Raw genomic sequence first — 19,614 nt, 5'->3', positions numbered from 1 at the left:
ATTTTGGGTCTCTTAACCTAGGGAGAGTTTCAACATTCAAGATCCGAAGAACTTAGACTAAAACCAATACCGTAATTTCTGTACCATAGTTAGGTTCGCTAAAAATCTCAAAGTCTCCGCCAATAAACTCAACTCTCTCTCTCATATTTCGAAGCCCTATCCCCTTCGCTCTCATCGTATCGCTCACCGAAAATCCACGCCCATCGTCACGAATCATGAGCTGAATTTGATCACCAATTTGGTGGACAATCACTTCAACCTTAGTAGCAAACGAATGTTTCTCAATATTCGTGAGGGATTCTTGCACGACACGATACAAGGTTGTTGCTACTTCGGAGTTCATTCGAGACAACGAACTGTCGATATCGTATTCCACTTGAATCCCAGAGTGATCCTTGAAATCCTGAAGCAATGTTACCAAAGCAGCTTGTAAACCTATATCATCCAGAGAGCTAGGGCGCAAGTTATGAGAAATTCGACGAACCTCGTTAATCGCGGTAAGCATCGAAAGTTGCGATTTTTCTAAGTGTGCCAGGGTTTTATCGTCAATATCAGGGACTTTTTGTTTTAACTTATGTACCAGCAACTCAAGATGGCATTTGCTGGACACTAGGAGTTGGTTGATGCCATCGTGAAGCTCTCTTGCTAAATGCTTTTTCTCGTCTTCCTGAAACATAACGGTTTTATGTGCCAACTCTTTTAGGTTCTTATCCGCAATACGGTGCTCATGCCAATTTACCGCCAGTGTCAGCACAACAATCACAGCCACAGTGACACTCAGGATAGACACTGTGCTAATAAACGTCGCCTCGATGTTCTTGTTGATTGAGGCCTCCATCTGAGCCACTTCTAAATGGATATCCTCAATATATAGTCCTGTGCCCACCATCCATTCCCACTTCGGCAGCCAAGCGGCGTAGCTCAGCTTAGGTACGATTTCATTCGTAGACGGTTTCTGCCACAAGTACTTTGCAAATCCACCACCATTTTGGGCTTGTTCAATCAATGACACAATCAGAAAATTCCCATTCTCGTCTTGCATATCGATCAGGTTTTGCCCTACCAATTCAGGGAGGATCGGGTGAACCAAATTGACCCCATATTTATCGTATGCGAAGAAATACCCATCCGAACCGTATCTTAGTCTGGTTAGGATTTTCTTCACCTGCTCTTTAGCATCGTCCTCATCTAATGTTTCGTCGGTGTACACATACTGAATAGCCGCAAACGCTAAATCGAGTTTATCTTTAAGTGCATTTTCACGGGAACGGAGCAGGCTTGCCCGAAGTGTTTCCACCTCTTTCAAACCCAATGCTTTTGTTTGATGTATCGAGATCCAACTAATACTGGCGGTAACCAAAATTAGTGGCAGTAGAGTGAGCAAAATCAGTTTGGCTCTAAGAGGCATTCTATTCCCTCTTTCACCCAAGCGTTGATGAACGCCATTGATTGGGGATAACGTTTAACCTGCCTCTGACTGTATCAAAGGCAGGCATTAAGTCCTATTGTTTCAATGAAACTAGCGGTAGCAACAATCGTGAGATCACATTCCGTAAAGCGAAGGGAAAACAAGAATGGTAGCTAAAACTGCAACTTGAATGGCGATAAAGGGCATCACGCCTCGGTAAATATCTCCCGTTGACACTCCTTTCGGTGCAACCCCTTTCAAATAGAACAGGCTAAAACCAAATGGTGGTGTTAAGAAAGACGTTTGCAGATTCATTGCTATCAATATAGCAAACCAAACCATGTTAATGCCCATTAACTCAGCAACTGGAGCCAATATAGGAACAATGATGAAACAAATTTCCACAAAGTCGATGAAGAAGCCCAAAATCAAAATCACCAGCATGGTAATGATAAGGAAACCCCATTTATCACCCGGGATTTTCAACATCCATTCTTCCACCAAGTAATCACCGCCTGTATAGGTAAACGCCATTGAAAACGCCGTTGCACCCAGTAAGATAGCGAACACCATCGCTGTGACTTTAACGGTTTCTTTGGACGCGTCGTAAACCATTCCCCAGCTAAATTGACGGTATAACAGTGCCAACACTATCGCACCAGCCCCCCCCAACGCTGCCGATTCTGTTGGCGTAGCGATGCCAGCAAAAATTGAACCAAGAACAACAACGATCAGAGCCAAAGGTGGAACAACAGCTTTTAACGCTTCGATCACCTCTTCACGACGAGAGACAGATTCATCGCGATCAATAGGTCGAGCAGACTCAGGATTCAACTTCGCGTAAATGAGAATATAAACAACGTATGCGCCAACCAGTACCAAACCAGGAACCACAGCGGCCTGGAATAAATCCCCTACTGGCACGCCCAACACGTCGCCAAGAAGGATCAATACGATCGAAGGCGGAATAATTTGACCCAGCGTACCCGAGGCACAAATCGTTCCACACGCCAATCCCTTGTCATAGTTATATTTCAGCATGACAGGCAAAGAGATAAGCCCCATAGCCACCACAGATGCCCCTACGACACCTGTTGAGGCTGCTAACAATGCACCAACTAACACCGTCGATATCGCAATACCACCACGTACCGAACCAAACAGGCGTCCCATGGCTTCAAGCAACTGCTCCGCCAATTTGGTTTTTTGCAGCACCAAACCCATGAAGATAAACAACGGTACTGCCATTAACACCGTGTTCTGCATAATGGATTCGATGCGATAAGGCATGAAAGCAAACATGTCTGCCCCTTCAGCCCATACGCCGAAGAGCAAAGCAATACCACCAAAGGTAAACGCGACAGGAAACCCTAATAGCAAAGCCACCAGCGCAACCAGAAACATGACAATTCCAATCATAATAGTACTTCCTTATTATCTGGCATGAGCTGGGCTTGGGTTAAAAATCTTATTCAATGAGTTAAGCAGCAAACCAATGCCACTCACTGCCATGAAAAAGAACGAAACAGGAATCATAGCTTTAATGATCCATCGATACGGCAAGCCGCCAGGATCGCCGGATGTCTCGCCAAGAGCATAAGATTCTTGGGCAAAGCCGATGCCAAACCACACAACAAGCAGACAAAACGGAAATAGGAAAAAGAGGGTACCTAAAATATCGATGATCGCTTTCGCACGATAGGAAAGACGCTCGTAAAAAATATCGACACGTACATGCCCCCCAGCCTTGAGTGCATAGGGCACCCCTAGCAAGAATACGGCAGAAAATAAATGCCATTCCATTTCTTGAAATGCAATGGATACATCGTTAAAGGCATACCGCATGACAACGTCGTATACGACATTAAGCAGCAGTAATAAAAATAATATACTGGAGATCCAACCCAGCACATCGCTGATACGGTTAAAGAATCGTTCCATGTAAATGAGGCTTCTCATTCCATACTCCTTGGAAAGACAAACGAGAGGTTAGAGCCTAACCAGTACTACACCAACATGATAAGGCAGCGTAGACTTTAAGAAGACCCTGATATTTCTTGGACTCATGTACTCACGTTATTGAAAGTGCTTTTAAATTAAAGTGCTTTTAAATTAAAACTCTTTATTTAAACCTGAGTAATAAGCTGGGCGATAACTCGCCCAGCGATAGGCTCACTGACCTATATTTTTTGGGTCTGAAGACCTTATTATTGCTGTGCCTGACTGTTCAGGTACGCACGGTGTGAAATGTCAATCCATGAACGAACTTGCTTCAAATAATCCGCTTGAGATTTTTGAATTTCTTTCGCAAGCTCATCACTTTCAGCGTATTTCGCTAATAGGCGATCATTGGCTTCACGCATTGCGCTCATGACTGGTGCAGGGAAATCTTTCACCTGAATGTTTGGATACTCAGTTTTGATTGTTGACCAGTTTTTACCACTTTCATGGGTTGCTTGCGTGTACATGTCGTAAGCCGCTGTTTTCATTGCTACTTGTAGGATGGATCTCAAGTCATCAGGCAAGCGTTCCCAAGTACGCTTATTCACAAGGAACTGAAGCTCCGTACCTGGCTCATGCCAACCTGTGTAGTAGTAAGGTGCGATCTTTTGGAAACCCATTCGCAAATCTAACGATGGACCGACCCACTCCAACGCATCGATAGTGCGGCGCTCTAATGAGGTATACAACTCACCTGGTGCGATGTTTGTAGGCTTAGCACCCAGTTCTGCAAGGATTTCTCCGGCAAAACCTGGGATACGCATTTTCAGACCTTTTAAGTCATCGACAGAGTTGATTTCTTTTTGGAACCATCCCCCCATTTGCATATCTGTATTACCACCGGGGAAAGACAGCAAATTGTGCGGCGAGTACACTTTATTCATCAACTCCATACCACCACCGTAGTAGAACCAAGCATACTGTTCTGCTGGGAGCATACCAAAAGGCATAGACGTAAAGTAAAGTGTGTTAGGCACTTTGCCTTTCCAGTAATAGGAAGCAGAGTGACCCATGTCATATTGACCTGATTTCACCATATCGAAAACACCAAGAGGTGCTTTGTGCTTATTCGCAGAGTCAATGCGGATCTGCAAACGACCATTAGACATTTCTTCGGCCATCTTAGCCATGTTCTTAGTCGCATCACCGAATATTGGGAAGTTTGGCCCCCAAGTTTCAGCCAGTTTTAGTCGATACACTTTTTCCGCTGCACTGGCGGAAGCCGTCACCATCGCAGCACATGCCGCAGCAGCAATTAAAGTGCCTTTTAGAGTGCGTTGAATTGATTTTTTTAAGAGACTCATTGTTTCACGTCCTATGTTGTGTTTGCTCACAAACCATCCCTGAATGGCATTGCGAATATACCCAAGCAACCTCTACACCCGAATATTCTCTTCACCTGAATAACGTCAAAGAGGCTAGGCAGGCTAAGAGCTCTGTCCGGATCTCACCTAGGTGATATAACAATGCACTATTACAATCCATTTACCTATTAGGGTGAGCACGGACGTAATTATTTATTCAGAGAGCCCATAGAGCTTTAACCCTACGTATATATACGTAATCTAATAGAGATTTAAGTCTTTGCAAGCTGACTTATCAATAAATTGAGCAGATAAAAAATGGAGAGGTGGGAGAATATACGTACGAATAGTCGCGTTTTTTACGTTAAATTAATTTGAAAAAAAAGAAAAAAAAGCCCCAAAACGGGGGCTTCATCACGAAATACATCGCTAATTAACCTCAGCTTTGGATAAGAAACCACATAACTCATTTCATTAAATGGAAATCGTATTTTGCCTCCTTTTTAATCAGAGGTTTTGATTGGTAACAAGGCAAATTTACGCGTCAATAGCAAACCAATAGCAAATGCATTCAACGCAGATTAGCGGCAAAAATGGCGACCATGTTATCCAGAGCAGAGGTTATTTATACTGGCTTGTACACCACTTTGTTGCCTGCCAATTGCTCTTTTACGACTAAACTGTCTTCTAGAAGTTTTTTCAGGGCACCCGTTGCCCAAGATGCCGCTTTCGCGTCTTCCTGGCCAGCTTCAAGACCAATCCCTTTAGGGTTAATGCCTTCTGGGTTCTTTGCAACGATATCCAAAACACTTTGTTGTTTTGGCGTTAAGCTAACAGCGGCTTGTGCTTTTACAGCTGGCTTTTCCACTTTGGCTTCAACAGCCTTTTTCGCAGTCGGCTTCTTTGCGACAGGATCGGCTTTAGCCACATTTAAAGTCGCTTGGATGCGTTTTTGCAGTTTAGCCTGCACTTTACGTTTGTGAGCGAGTCTCATTGGGTTTTCTCCATTTCACTGCTATACCGCGCAGTGGTGAAAAATTTGAAGCGCGATTTATACCAAAATATGACACCAATTTGTAGCCTATCGGGAACTTTCAACGTAAAAATGGGGAAAGGTTCGCCGAAAGGCTACTATTTAGACAGAACTAGAGACTGGAGCCATCCCCTAAAAGGATTGAATGGCACAACAATATGAATACCGTACACCTAACCAACATAGCATTCAGTTACTCTTCTCCAACAGGGAAAATCGTCATGGCGTCCGCCACACTGATCGCGTTCTTTTTGCTCATATTATCACCGAGTATTCAACAAGCATTCTTGTCACTTTTCGGGCTCATTACCTTTTTTGCTGTTACTCATTTTCTTATTGAAAAGAGTAAAGTTTCTTTCACCCTAACGGCAACTCACTTTCAACAACACATGTTTAAAGGAGGCTGGGTGGTAAAATGGACTAATATCAGTCAAATTGGCATTTGCACGTATGAAAAAGACGGATGGCACCAACCCATTCCTTGGATCGGTATAAAGCTAAAAGAATACGAGCCCTATCTTGATAACATATGCCCAAGAATCAGCACACAACTGCTTCTAGAACAACGTTCTTTACTCTATTTAGGAATGAAACAATCCGGTAAAGAGAACACGCCCTTTGAAGATATTGTCTTAGATTCCAAACACTTCGTCACTCAAAGGGGCTATATATATAAAGGATTACAGGCGATACTGGCGAATAGAATGACCTACCAACGAGAAAACTTTGGGTACGATATTTTCATTTCCACATCGGATTTAGATAGAAGTGAGGAAGAATTTGTCGGCTTAGTTAGACGGTACCTAGCAGCAGCCGACAATGAAAACACTTAAAGGGTCATCAGCCCAACACTTCCTGAATTCCGCCTTAATCTGCCATCCGCCTTAATCTACCATCCACCTTAATCTACCATCACTTTTAATAGAGTGGTATTTCGTCTGCAACGAATGGGTTGGTTGCCCTTTCTCGCCCAAATGTAGACTCCGGACCATGACCTGGAACGAATTTGACGTCATCACCCAGAGGCCATAATTTTTCTTTAATCGAGCGGATGAGTGTATTGAAATCCCCTTGAGGAAAGTCCGTTCTACCCACACCACCATGAAACAAAACGTCACCAACGAATGCGGTTTGAGATGCTTGACTGTGAAGAATAACATGTCCAGGTGTATGACCCGGAGTGTGTAAAACGTCTAACTGTTCCTGCCCGAATGTGACAATGTCACCTTCATCCAACCATGTTGTCGGTTCAAACGCTTCGGTTAACGGGAACCCAAACATTTGACTTTGTCCTTCCAAGCCTTGTAACCAAAAATTGTCTGCTTTATGTGGACCAATTATGTCAACATTATGTGACCGAGCCAGCTCCTCTGTACCACCAACATGGTCTAAATGCCCATGAGTAAGCACAATTTTTACGATCTTCACACCTAAGTCGCGGATCATTGCCTCTAATTTCGGTACATCGCCTCCAGGGTCAACCACAATGGCTTCCATGGTGACATCACACCAAACGATGGAACAATTTTGTTGGAAAGAAGTGACAGGCACCACTCTATATTGAAGGCTCATTTTCCTTACCTTGTATCAACTTGAATCGCCAAAGACTATGACATTTGCCTTTGATTTTTACAAGCAGACAGACGAGCCGAAAAGCTGCCTACCAAGCCCGAACCGGCCCCGTATCAATATGGATAAAATTGCTTTTAGGGTAGTAACCGACGCCACCCACTTTTAGCGACATCGCCGCTCTTCTCACCTCCGACAGTCGAACGCCATCTAGACGAAAATCGAGTGCTCTTCCTTGCATGTGATAGCTTTTTTTGGCCACCGATTTGGATTTTTCACGTAACGTTTCATTGGTTGTTGGCGAGCGGTAACCCGAAATAATTTGCACTTCCGCTTTGCTACCAATGATGTTTTGAATAGCGTTTATCTGATCAAACAATGCTCTATCCATCGTATGAACTTCATTTCGACGATGATCACGACACAAACGGTTAATCTGAGCCATCTCGTTAGACACATACTTTTTGCCATCAAAATAGCAAGATTCAAGCAACTCACCGGTATGTAGGTTATTCAACAACAAGGTGCGCGGTCGGTTTGCATAGGTGGCCAATACGGTAGGAGAAAAAGGGAGCGTCACGGCAGCAGTGACGAGTGCTGTCCTACATAAAAAATCTCGGCGAGTGAGTTCTCTTATTGTCATCTCAATAATCTAGTGCGGCTTGCAAAGTCGCGACAGTAAACGCAATTGATACAACCGTCAATTAGTCGGCAGCTCAAATTATTTGCGTTTAACACAATAGTGATGGTTAGTTATTGAGCAGAAAGAGTTTTATCTACATTGATTAGATTTGTAAGTTTCGCGTCAAAATTTGAACTGCGACTCAGTTGATCGTATTTATAGACGTCACTGCGGTATTGCACTTGTCCGTTTTCTGTCCAAACCGTTTGGTAGATGATGGATACGGGGATCTTTTCTTTCAACGCAACCACAACCGTCTCTTCCCGACTGATTCTTTCATGGTGGCTAGGTTGGATTTTAGAATGCGTGTTTAACAGCAGATGCGCAAAGCTCTCCGCCGACTCTATGCGAATGCAGCCGGAACTGAATGCCCGCCTAGATTGAGCAAACAATGATTTAGCGGGTGTATCATGCAAGAAGATGGCGTTCTTATTTGGGGTATTGAATTTGTATTTTCCCAAAGCATTGTATGGACCGGAGGTTTGACGAATACGATACGGGAAATTCTTAGGGTCAATGGACGCCCAGTCGATGCCTCGCGGATCCACCAATATCCGATTTTGCCAACTTTCAACAATCTCATAATGATGGTCGGTCAGATACGCTTCTTCGTTGATGACCTTGGGTAATATGTCGTTCTCCATGATTTTACGAGGTACGTTCCAACTCGGATTCACTATCACCGAATCCATTCTAGTATCAATCAACGGCGTCTTCCTTGAAGGGCGACCTACTATCACATCCGAAGAAAAGGTTTCTTTCCCTCCAAGCCAGTACGACATCGAGTATTGAGGAACGTTAACCAACACAATGTGATCTCTTTGAAGAGGCCAAACACGCAGCCTCTGTGCATTTAATGCAATAAGCCGAAGGCGTTCCTCTATTGATGCGTTGATCCATTGAATGGTTTTTGGACCAATAATACCGTCAGGCTCTAACCCATGTTGGGCTTGGAATTGTTTGATCAATACTTCAAGGTTAGCATCGTACGTTTTATCAGCGTTGTCCTGAGCAGAAATATCGACCGATGACACGTCATACCTCAATACCTCAAGCCGATTAAGCAATACACGTTTATGTGAAAGCCTATCGCCGAGACGGGCATAACGCCTTTTTTGGCTATAGTCACCTAGGTAGATGTTAAGCCAAGGCTTGAGTTCATGAATGGCAAATTGATAGTCGCTGTAAAAGGGAGACTGTGGTACCAGAGCCGAAATAAACTCGACCAATTTATCTTGAGATAACGCTAAACGGAACGCACTCAAGCTAAATTCTGAAGGAGGTGGCAGGATTGCAGGTACTCCTCCTCCGAAAAACCACCCCTTCCCCATGGATTGAGCCAACTCTGTATAGCTGATGTAATTTAATAGGGTGTCTGTCGCTAAAACATCGAACTCTTGCCAACGATTGTAATAGCGAGCCTTTTTGAGGGCCAACAATCTTTTATAGAAAAGCTCACTTACGTCTGACAGTACTAGATTTTCTAACTGAGATTCAAATGCCACTATCGCATCGTATTGAAACCAAATAGGTTGATATTGATACTCGTGGTAAAGCGACGCGATAACATCTTGATGCGACAAAACCACCCCTGCTGGGGTTGAGCTGTTTACCCATGTTACCGCGTAGTAATTGTTTGCTAACGAAAAGTAAGGCAGCATAGTTATAAGTATGAAAAAACAGCACTTCTTCAATCCCACAACCCGCCTCACTTACTTTAGTTTCTAATATATGTGTTCCTAAAGTATGGCAAAAAAATACTATAAAAACTTGTATCAGTTTTTAGATTATCGAAGACCAATGGTTATCCCAATGAATACCAGATGAATATTTTTTTTCATCACCTTGAATGGGGCGCGAGATCACTCTTCCTGCTCCTGAGCTTATTTTGAAAGCATTCTGATTTACTACAACCCCCGAGGCGTCAGGAAGTGACTCAATGTCCAGTAATTCCCCTGTTGATACGCTCCAGATCCCATAACAATTTCCCCTAGGAGATGTCGCCAGTACCCAGTCACCTACGACCGCTATGCTGGCAATATACTGGTTAAAGCGTGCCCACTGTTCGGGTTCTGCCTTAAACGAAACCAATGGTTGCCCCATACGATGAACCGCTAACAGGGCTGGATAATCGTCGGGTGACCCACGGTATTGCTGCCCACAAAAAACAAGACCTTGGGTATTCGCTTGTTTTTGAAGGCTTTGACTCTCAACACTTTGTTGCTGAAAGCCATACGCCAAATGCCGGATGCTCAGCCTGTTATCTGAAAGCGACACTTGATCAAGTATTTTGCCTTCCGAGCTGATGTAGGTAAGTGACGGTGACATGGTTTCAAGGTTTAACGGTCTTCGACCATTGGTATGAACCCCTCCAACGCCCACCGCTAAATGACCATTAGGTAACATGATGATTTCATGAGGACCTAAACCAAAGCCTGTCAATTCTGAAATCTTTTCAAAATTTCTGGAAGCATCATAAACACCAATAATCCCTCGGCTCGAACCTCTCTCTCCTTCTGTGGCATACAATAGTTGCCCATCGGGAGAAAACACACCGTGCCCATAAAAATGGCGTTCCGGTTTGGTCGCCACGATTGGAAGCGTCTCGCCAGTGTGAAAATCAAAAGGCTGGAAGAAGGCACCCGGTCTTCGACCAAAAACCACCGCCAGTGATCCCTTTTTGTCGATCGCCACACCGTGACCTCTTGCAGGAAGTGGAATCTGGTGTATTGGGCTACCTTCTATATCCGCAACCGTCGCAAAGTATTTGTCGCGATTTAAAATGGAGCACCCTATTAAGGCAGGGGAAGAATAGCGCGTTTGCTCTCTTGATGAGCAAGCAACCGTTAGTAATGGCGCAGAAGCACCAAATAAGGCGGCCTTTAGCAGCCTTCTTCTTGTTTTATCAGTCACCATCAGTTGCGTTAAACCCTACGACGACACCCAATTCAACCGCTACCTCTTCATGGATCAGATACTTCAAATACGCCAATTTATTGTATTGCGCTAACGTATTTCGATAGCCTTCTTTCGACTTTAACCGGGCAAACAAACTGGCGTCTGCTGGCCATGTATCAAGAATCAAGTCAAACTGATCAACAATGCTGTCAGCAAGTGCTTCTCTTCCTCGAATTCTCAATTGGCGATCAAGACCATTCCCAAGAGCCAAGTATAGAGACTGCAACGCTTTTACGTTGGCTTTTAGATTCGAGAGCGATGTTTGAGAACGCCAAGATTCCGAAAAGTATGGTCGCGGATTGCCAATTTTCGCGAGCGGTCGACTCAACTTTTTCATGCTATATTCCAATTGATTAGAAAGCAGATTGAGGTATTCAGAATTCCACTTGGTTTCATCGAATGATTGCCAAGGATTGTCTTCCCAAGCCTGCGCAATCACTTGTGCACGGTGAGCGATATTTTCACTAATACCCAAACCGCTTTGGCATGTTTTGGCTTTATCCGTTGAAATCGGAGACGCTGAGTCATATAACAGCCACTCAATGGCCCCTAACCCTTGCACAGCCACACTTTTTTGAGCAATTTGATCTGCGGTCCATACCTGGTTTGATTTCACCAAAGCAGACATTTTCCTACCTGTTGTGTTCTTTTTATCTGGCCAAAACTGCATATTCCAGCTTTCATTTAATGCACTTTCAGGACCTCGCTCTTGTCCTTGCAAAGCCATCCAGCTGATCATCGTGTTGCGCCAAACAGACTTAAGCGCTTCCTCTTTAACTTCATCGGAATGGCAGTATTGCCGCCAACTGAGCGCTTGAAGCTTGCTGTTCGCTAGCAGTCCCAACGCCGCTTCTTTTTCAACTTCATACACCGCCTCGCTGACATGGGAGCCCGCTTTGTTTTTCGCTGCCGGATCGTAAGCCGTTGATGTCTTTTCTGCGCTGTCTTGAATCATAACCGCTTGAGGTATCTCAGCATCGTTGGACTGGCAACCAACCAACGCCAACAAACATAAACCCAGTGTTTTTTTCATGTTTCACCTCAATTACAGTGAGTTAAGAAACGCGACTAGCGCTTCACGCTCATTTTTTGACATATTGAGTACTTTCTCTTGAGCAGGCTTGGCTTCACCGCCATGCCAAAGTACCGCTTCCATGACATTTCTGGCACGACCGTCATGTAAGAAATTCGTGTGCTTACTCACTTCTTGGGTATAACCCAACCCCCAAAGTGGCGGCGTTCGCCACTCACGACCATTCGCGAGATACTCCGGTCTGTGATCGGCCAATCCTTCCCCCATATCATGCAATAACATATCAGTATAAGGATGAATGGTCTGCTCTGATAAGGCAGGAAAGCGATCATTTTTTGCCGTTTGTATGTTGACCGAATGGCAAGATTGGCAGCCTGCTTCAACGAATTTTGCCTGACCCAAAATGACTTGAGGATCTCTTACGTTTCTGCGAATCGGAACCGCTAAATGCTGAGAATAAAACTCGACGAAGTTCAGAATCTTTTCGCTGACTTCCGGCTTTCCACCATGAGGTAAATCGGAGCAGATAGATTGCGCGCGAGTGCAGTTTTCATTAGGGAACAAAGCGCTCGTTAAGCCTAAATCTCCATTAAATGCAGCGGCATTTTGCTGCATAAGATTGGGTTGCCCCGCTTTCCAGCCGAATCGACCCAACGCATCACTGTTTGTTACAACATCCCATACACGGTTTGCCTTGCCTGATATCCCATCTCCATTCTTATCTTGAGGATCTGCCATTGCTAGGATGGTCTCCTCTGGGATAGCTTCTAAAAGCCCTAATCCAATCATCGGAGGTGCGATACGGGCGGAAAACTGAGTATCAGGGTGCATGGGTCCATAATTCAGGTTGGTGATACTTAGGTTGGGTTTTCTCAATACCACCTTTTCACCATCTGAAAACGTGACCACTACATCGCTGTACGTGAGTTTGATTCTCCCTTCAGGCTTGGCATCAGGAAGACCGAAATCTTGCAACTGCCCTCCGTATGTCGGTTCTGGAACGGTCCCATCACGTATAAACGCCTGCTTCTGTTCTGGTGTTGTCGCTGGAATACTCAGCCTAACTAACATCGAAACGGCATTTGCCTCACCCGGCTCTGGCGGATGACCACGCCCATCCTTAATGTGACAATTTTGGCAACCATTGGTATTAAATAAAGGACCTAAACCATCACGGGCATCTGTCGAAGCGGGCGCTTGAACCCATGGGTTACGGAAAAAGCTGTTACCAACATTGAAATCCAGCCGAGATGTCATGGGCAAATTATAAGCAGGGAGTGAAAATGCGTTAGGACCGTCTTTTTTCACGCTGGTACCGCCACCCGATTTAATTTCATAGGCATGGGTACTGACTGCGATCAGCAGCGTTGCAATAATGGTGGGAACTAGAAACGGCTTCATTCTTGTGCTTCTCAAGTGTAAAAGGGCTCCTATAGAGCCCTTAACTCGTTTTTATAATAATGTACGATCAAAACTCGTGGTCAGCAGTATCTGGGTTAAGGCTATCGATACCAATGATGTTCGCTGCACGTTCAATTGAACCGGTCTGCATCACGAGGGACATGATGGTGTCGTTCACTAACGCGTTACCTTTCACGTTATTCGCCGCAATCAACTGGTCAAAATGTTGATTGTTTTCCTCTGCGGAAACCACAAGCTGAGCGACCTGAGCACGGGCCATATCAAATTGTTTCTGAATGTCTTTCGCTGCTTGCTTGTCTTTTTGAGCCACTAAGTCGTAAAGACTAGGACCAGAAACTAATTGACCATTTTCACGCTTGTACAGCCCCGTAAAAACGTTATAGATGCCTTGCTCATTATAGTAATGAGAGTTATGAGTGTTGTCTGAGAAACAATCGTGCTCGTCCTCTGTCGAGTTTGCTTCCAGCGCGACCTTCATACGTTCACCAGCCAATTCACCGAGGGAAAGCGATCCCATGCCAAATAGCATCTTACGCAATCCGTTGTCCGCCGAATCAGATAGCAGCTCCTGACGGTAATTGTCTGATTGATTGGGCGACCACTGCTTTTCCATCCATTCTAGATCTTGGATAAGGAGCTGAGAGGCCGCTTTCAAGTAATCGCGGCGGCGGTCGCAGTTGCCGTTAGTACAACCTGAGCCATCAACGAAATCAGTATAGGCACGATCACCAGCACCAAAGTTAGTGCCGTTCAAATCCTGTCCCCAAAGTAAAAATTCAATGGCGTGGTAACCAGAAGCAACATTCGCTTCTGACCCACCAATTTCATTAAGATCAGCAATAAGTTGCGGTGTAATCTTGCTCGCGTCTACTGTTTGAGAGCCAACTTGAATGTGAGTGTTGGCCACGATGTTAGCCCGCGCACCTTCATTACCTAACTCATATTGATAGTCTGAAGCAACGTAATCGATCAGACCTTCATCCAATGGCCACGCATTTAATTGTCCTTCCCAATCATCGACTACAGCATTGCCGAATCGGAATACTTCGGTTTGTTGGTAAGGTACACGAGAATCAATCCAAGCTTGACGCACAGATTCCAAAGAAGTTTCAGAAGGGTTGGCTAGGAATTGGTCAATGGATTGATCGAGGTTCTTTGCAGTGATGGTTGCATCGGAAAAAACAGCGTAAGCGAGGTCGGCGTAATGCTCTACTACCTGACCTTTAGTAACAGCGGCCATTGACACGCCACTGGTCACAAGAAGTGAAGCAGCCACAGCGCGAGCAATAAATCGTTTTGGGATCATGAAAATCGTCCTTGTTGAGCAAAATTGTATATGTAGTGCTAATTATTATCATTTGCACCTTGATTTCGATCATACAAATTTACATTTTAATTTCAAGCAACGAAGACGAATAAACCCCACAATTGTGGGGTTTATTTTGAACAAATAATAGATCTATCACAAATCCAGTAAGTGCTTACCATGCGAGACTTTTGCTTTCAAATAGTTCTCGTTTCCATGTTTGATATGCGCGTGGGTGTTGACGACTTCTTCTATCTCAATTCCGTGGTCTTGCAATTCTTTTATCTTTTTAGGGTTATTGGTAATAAGGCGAATCTTCTTAACGCTTAATGCTTCAAGCATTTGAGCCGCCTCTGTGAAATCTCGGAGATCATCACCAAAACCTAAATGGTTATTCGCTTCATACGTATTCATACCTTCACTTTGTAAGCGATACGCATCAATTTTATTGTACAAGCCAATGCCACGTCCTTCCTGACGCAGATAAAGGATGATACCGCCTAGCTCCCCCATTTTTACAATGGTTTCATCTAACTGCTCACCACAATCACACCGCGATGAGTGAAACACGTCACCGGTCAAACACTCGGAATGCATTCTTACTAATGGCGTTTCGCTACCTTTATCTGCCGATTTGAAGACGACCGCAACATGCTCTTTATCTGTTTCTAATCCGTGAAAAGACAATAATTCTGCATCAATGTGGCTCTTAGAACCCACTTTCAATTCTACTCTGGCTCGTACTTCCGCCATAACTCTTCCCATTTATAATGAATGTGCTCTACACACTCTTACATTAGCTCTCTATATTGTAATGCAGAGGCATTCTGACTACTAGATGGGGATACGAGATATGATAATCAATCGATCATTCTCTAAATCCTCATTCAATCAATTGTTATAATATAACACTTAATGAGAATCACAAAACCTACTCCGGATGAAACATGAGTAAAGCCAAAAAGCCCGCAACGTTTGCGGGCTTAGAGAAGAATGAGAATGTGTTGTTTACAGAAAGCCAATCACTACAGGCAATTGACGTGACATTATGTCGGGAATTATAACCGTTTAATGCTGCTTTTTCTGCCAAAGAATAAGCTGAACCCAGAGGTTTTCAAGCTCTGAAAGCTCTTCTTTTGTTAGAACAGATAAGGTAGATGCAGAACCGGAAACGGAAGATTGCACGCCAGAGGCGGAATGGACCTTATTTTGAAAAATTTGCCGTAAACTGGAGATAGTTGGTTCCACGAAACATCACCTTTATTGCGAAACGTTTTCTATATAACTACAATAATTTATAAGAATAATAGTAACACTCACTATATAGTACAAGAGACGTTTAGCTATTTTTTTGGTTTAATGTCACAAAATTGATTTTGCGCGATGAGCTACTTGCTAAAAATGAGACAAGACGAAATTATATGAGCTTTTTATTCAATAGAAAGAACTAAGCAAAACTAATGTCTTGTCACCTTACCCTCCATACATAACGTCACTGAGCTTTTCATTAAAGTTTATTGCTTTTCTTTGCTTCCTTCCATCAACCGTCAAATACAACATCTTTGTTCTTCATTTATCTCCGTTGTTAAGCAAAGCCAACAGATGAAGACAGGCTGACGGAAACCGCTTATATTGGCTTTCTAAGCACACTTATTCTCTAGAGCACTCCAGCAAACATTTGTTTACAAGGACATTGGTAAGGCGTTTGTTAGCCATCAAATTACACCAAACCTGAAAGTTTGAGATAGCCGCATTATTTTTCATTCATGCGTTTAAAAGCGCCACATCGAGATCCATGGTTCAGAAAGCAAGTGTTAGACCAAACGCGAGTTGCGTATTCTTTTAAACATAAAGAACAACTGTTTAATCAATTAATCGAAGCGTATACATCTAGGCTCGCAAAGAGTTTTCCTCTTTGAAATCAGAGTAATGTGCCGTAAACACAAATGCCTAAGTGAAGTCACATTAGCTGCTCGTTCACTTAGGCATTCTTATATTAAAAAAGCCATCAGCGTCATGCCGATGGCTTTTAATTTATTTGATACTGAGAAGATTACTCTTCAGAATCATTTTCTTCTGGAGCGTCTTGCCCTGTGGCAGATTCAGATTGCTCAGCATTGTTTTCCGCTGTCGCTTCTACTTCTGTTTCTTCACCTTCAGGTGGTAATTCAGACTCTTCGATCTCTTCGATACGTTGCAAGCCAACAACGTTTTCGTCTGCCGCTGTTCTAATCAGAGTCACGCCCTGAGTATTACGACCTACTTGGCTTACTTCAGATACGCGAGTACGAACCAGAGTGCCTGCATCCGTGATCATCATAAACTCGTCGTTTTCTTCCGTCTGAACCGCGCCGACTACACAGCCATTACGCTCAGACACTTTTATAGAAACAACGCCTTGAGTAGCACGGCCTTTCGTAGGGTACTCTGCAAGCGGTGTACGTTTACCGTAACCGTTTTGCGTCACTGTCAGAACGTCACCATCATTTGAAGGTACAATCAACGATACGACTTGGTCGCCTTCTGCCAGTTTCATACCACGAACACCAGCAGCAGTACGCCCCATCGCACGCACTTTGTCTTCCGCGAAGCGCACCACTTTACCTTGTTGGGAGAACAACATAATGTCGCTTTCGCCATCGGTAATATTGACACCAATTAATGAGTCATCATCTCGTAGGTTAACGGCAATCAGACCATTTGAACGTACGTTAGCAAACTGATCCAAAGACGTCTTCTTAACCGTACCGTCACCCGTTGCCATAAAGATGTACTTATCCGAGGAGTATTCAGATACTGGTAAGATCGCAGTAATACGCTCACCGTCTTCAAGAGGAAGGATGTTTACAATAGGTTTACCGCGAGCATTTCGGCTTGCTAGAGGTAATTGATACACTTTTAGACGGTATGTCTTACCACGAGTAGAGAAGCACAAGATGTTATCGTGTGTGTTCGCAACCAATAGACGTTCGATGTAATCCTCATCTTTCATCTTAGTTGCGCTCTTGCCTTTACCACCACGGCGTTGAGCTTCATAATCGCTTAGAATTTGGTACTTAACATAGCCTTCATGAGACAAAGTAACGACCACGTCTTCTTGAGCGATAAGCTCTTCCATGTCGATGTCGTGAACAGCCGCTGTGATTTCTGTGCGACGCTGATCGCCAAAACCTTCACGCACTGCTTCAAGCTCTTCACGGATCACTTCCATCAATCGCTCTGTGCTTGCTAGGATGTGCATCAATTCCGCGATTTCTTCTAGAAGTTCCTTGTATTCATCTAGAATCTTCTCGTGCTCAAGACCAGTCAACTTATGTAGACGAAGATCGAGAATCGCTTGTGCCTGAGTTTCTGTTAGGAAATACTGACCATCACGAATACCGTATTCAGGCTCAAGCCAATCTGGACGAGCGGCATCGTTACCCGTGCTTTCAAGCATGGCAGCCACATTACCCAGATCCCAACCACGAGCGACAAGACCTGCTTTCGCTTCAGCTGGGGTTGCAGCATTTCGGATGAGCTCAATGATTTCATCGATATTAGCCAATGCAAGAGCAAGCGCTTCAAGGATGTGTGCGCGATCGCGCGCTTTACGTAATTCAAAAATGGTACGGCGAGTCACAACCTCACGGCGGTGATCGACGAAGCACTTAAGCATATCTTTCAAGTTAAACAACTGTGGCTGACCGTTATTCAGGGCAACCATGTTGATACCGAAAGTGGTTTGTAGCTGAGTTTGAGCGTATAGGTTATTAAGAACCACTTCACCTACTGCGTCACGCTTACATTCAATAACAATACGCATACCGTCTTTATCAGACTCGTCGCGCAGTGCACTGATGCCTTCAACTTTCTTATCTTTAACCAGTTCCGCGATCTTTTCGATAAGGCGAGCTTTGTTCACCTGATATGGGATTTCAGTGACAATAATGGTTTCTTTACCATTTTTATCCGCTTCGACCTCAGCTTTTGATCGCATGTAGATCTTGCCACGACCCGTCTTATAAGCCTCAACAATGCCTTTACGACCACTAATTGATGCCGCCGTAGGGAAATCTGGGCCTGGAATGTAGTCCATCAACTCATCGATTGTGATTTCTTCATTATTAATGAATGCCAAGCATCCATTGATCACTTCGGTTAAGTTGTGAGGAGGAATATTCGTTGCCATACCCACTGCGATACCAGAAGCACCGTTTACCAACAGGTTAGGAACCTTTGTAGGAAGTACTGCAGGGATCTGCTCTGTACCATCGTAGTTTGGTACGTAATCCACCGTCTCTTTGTCGAGGTCAGCAAGCAGTTCATGGGCAATTTTCGCCATACGAACTTCGGTATAACGCATTGCCGCTGCAGAGTCACCATCTATCGAGCCAAAGTTACCTTGACCATCGACGAGCATATAGCGAAGTGAAAACGGCTGCGCCATGCGCACAATCGTATCGTAAACTGCACTATCACCATGAGGGTGATATTTACCGATAACATCACCTACCACACGGGCAGATTTTTTATATGGTTTATTCCAATCATTGCCTAGCACATTCATCGCAAATAAAACGCGGCGGTGTACTGGCTTTAGACCATCACGCACATCTGGAAGAGCACGACCCACGATAACGGACATCGCGTAGTCTAAGTATGAACCTCTAAGCTCATCTTCAATGTTTACGGGCGTGATCTCTTTAGCTAGATCGCTCATAGAGCCATTATCCCTCTATAGTTTGATCGTATGTTAGATACGTACAAGGTTCAAAAATATAACACACAAATACCCCGTTCGGCATCTCTTTCCCCTTCGTTTTATCATGTTGTGACCTTGGTTGTGATTCAATCGTTGAGAAATCGTACAGAACAGCCTTATCTGTATGAATTTTAGCCATATTGTAATGCCTAAT

16 protein-coding genes are annotated in these 19,614 nt (G+C 44.1%); 1 reads left to right on the top strand and 15 read right to left on the bottom strand.

Annotation, left to right across the window (positions count from 1 at the left end):
- Positions 1 to 52 precede the first annotated feature (52 nt).
- The 5 genes from HC752_RS15450 to HC752_RS15430 all read right to left on the bottom strand — a co-directional run bounded on the left by HC752_RS15450 (position 53) and on the right by HC752_RS15430 (position 5,707).
- Entirely contained in the window at positions 53 to 1,408 is a 1,356-nt protein-coding gene (locus HC752_RS15450; RefSeq protein ID WP_190336066.1) for a cache domain-containing protein, read from the bottom strand.
- 135 nt (positions 1,409 to 1,543) lie between these two features.
- Entirely contained in the window at positions 1,544 to 2,827 is a 1,284-nt protein-coding gene (locus HC752_RS15445; RefSeq protein WP_190336065.1) for a TRAP transporter large permease, read from the bottom strand.
- Positions 2,828 to 2,842: 15 nt separating this feature from the next.
- Entirely contained in the window at positions 2,843 to 3,367 is a 525-nt protein-coding gene (locus tag HC752_RS15440) for a TRAP transporter small permease subunit (RefSeq protein ID WP_190336064.1), read from the bottom strand.
- A gap of 248 nt (positions 3,368 to 3,615) precedes the next feature.
- Positions 3,616 to 4,713, bottom strand: a complete 1,098-nt coding sequence (locus tag HC752_RS15435) for a TRAP transporter substrate-binding protein (protein WP_190336063.1) — start codon at positions 4,711 to 4,713, stop codon at positions 3,616 to 3,618.
- A 625-nt stretch (positions 4,714 to 5,338) separates the two neighbouring features.
- Positions 5,339 to 5,707 carry a MarR family transcriptional regulator gene (locus tag HC752_RS15430; protein WP_190336062.1) on the bottom strand — a complete coding sequence of 123 codons (369 nt, stop codon included), beginning with the start codon at positions 5,705 to 5,707 and terminating at the stop codon, positions 5,339 to 5,341.
- Between the two features lie 197 nt (positions 5,708 to 5,904).
- Between HC752_RS15430 and HC752_RS15425 the strand changes: the two genes are divergently transcribed.
- On the top strand, positions 5,905 to 6,579 hold the full coding sequence (locus HC752_RS15425; protein WP_190336061.1) for a DUF2982 domain-containing protein: 675 nt from the start codon (positions 5,905 to 5,907) through the stop codon (positions 6,577 to 6,579).
- Positions 6,580 to 6,664: 85 nt separating this feature from the next.
- On the opposite strand, the gene HC752_RS15420 is transcribed toward HC752_RS15425, so the two are convergent.
- From HC752_RS15420 to gyrA, 10 genes are all read right to left on the bottom strand, one after another.
- Positions 6,665 to 7,318, bottom strand: a complete 654-nt coding sequence (locus tag HC752_RS15420) for an MBL fold metallo-hydrolase (RefSeq protein ID WP_190336060.1) — start codon at positions 7,316 to 7,318, stop codon at positions 6,665 to 6,667.
- Between the two features lie 88 nt (positions 7,319 to 7,406).
- Entirely contained in the window at positions 7,407 to 7,958 is a 552-nt protein-coding gene (locus HC752_RS15415) for a DUF882 domain-containing protein (RefSeq protein ID WP_190336059.1), read from the bottom strand.
- 110 nt (positions 7,959 to 8,068) lie between these two features.
- Entirely contained in the window at positions 8,069 to 9,580 is a 1,512-nt protein-coding gene (locus tag HC752_RS15410) for a L,D-transpeptidase family protein (RefSeq protein WP_190336058.1), read from the bottom strand.
- 199 nt (positions 9,581 to 9,779) lie between these two features.
- A complete protein-coding gene (locus HC752_RS15405) occupies positions 9,780 to 10,913 on the bottom strand; it encodes a DUF1513 domain-containing protein (protein WP_190336057.1) in 1,134 nt (377 codons plus the stop codon).
- Positions 10,903 to 11,988: an imelysin family protein gene (locus HC752_RS15400; protein WP_190336056.1), complete on the bottom strand. Its 1,086-nt coding sequence runs from the start codon at positions 11,986 to 11,988 to the stop codon at positions 10,903 to 10,905. The genes HC752_RS15405 and HC752_RS15400 overlap by 11 nt, the downstream gene beginning before the upstream one ends.
- Before the next feature lie 12 nt (positions 11,989 to 12,000).
- A complete protein-coding gene (locus HC752_RS15395; protein WP_190336055.1) occupies positions 12,001 to 13,389 on the bottom strand; it encodes a di-heme oxidoreductase family protein in 1,389 nt (462 codons plus the stop codon).
- Between the two features lie 67 nt (positions 13,390 to 13,456).
- A complete protein-coding gene (locus HC752_RS15390) occupies positions 13,457 to 14,716 on the bottom strand; it encodes an imelysin family protein (RefSeq protein ID WP_190336054.1) in 1,260 nt (419 codons plus the stop codon).
- Positions 14,717 to 14,872: 156 nt separating this feature from the next.
- Positions 14,873 to 15,469 carry a GTP cyclohydrolase II gene (locus tag HC752_RS15385; RefSeq protein WP_190336053.1) on the bottom strand — a complete coding sequence of 199 codons (597 nt, stop codon included), beginning with the start codon at positions 15,467 to 15,469 and terminating at the stop codon, positions 14,873 to 14,875.
- 315 nt (positions 15,470 to 15,784) lie between these two features.
- The gene (locus HC752_RS15380; RefSeq protein WP_190336115.1) at positions 15,785 to 15,964 is read right to left on the bottom strand and encodes a hypothetical protein; all 180 of its coding nucleotides are present in this window, start codon (positions 15,962 to 15,964) and stop codon (positions 15,785 to 15,787) included.
- 805 nt (positions 15,965 to 16,769) lie between these two features.
- Positions 16,770 to 19,418: a DNA topoisomerase (ATP-hydrolyzing) subunit A gene (gene gyrA / locus HC752_RS15375; protein WP_190336052.1), complete on the bottom strand. Its 2,649-nt coding sequence runs from the start codon at positions 19,416 to 19,418 to the stop codon at positions 16,770 to 16,772.
- Positions 19,419 to 19,614: the final 196 nt, after the last annotated feature.

It is taken from the genome of Vibrio sp. S9_S30 (assembly GCF_014694455.1).
In the GTDB taxonomy this organism is placed as follows: Bacteria; Pseudomonadota; Gammaproteobacteria; order Enterobacterales; family Vibrionaceae; genus Vibrio.
This window is presented reverse-complemented; position numbering and strand designations above follow the sequence as displayed.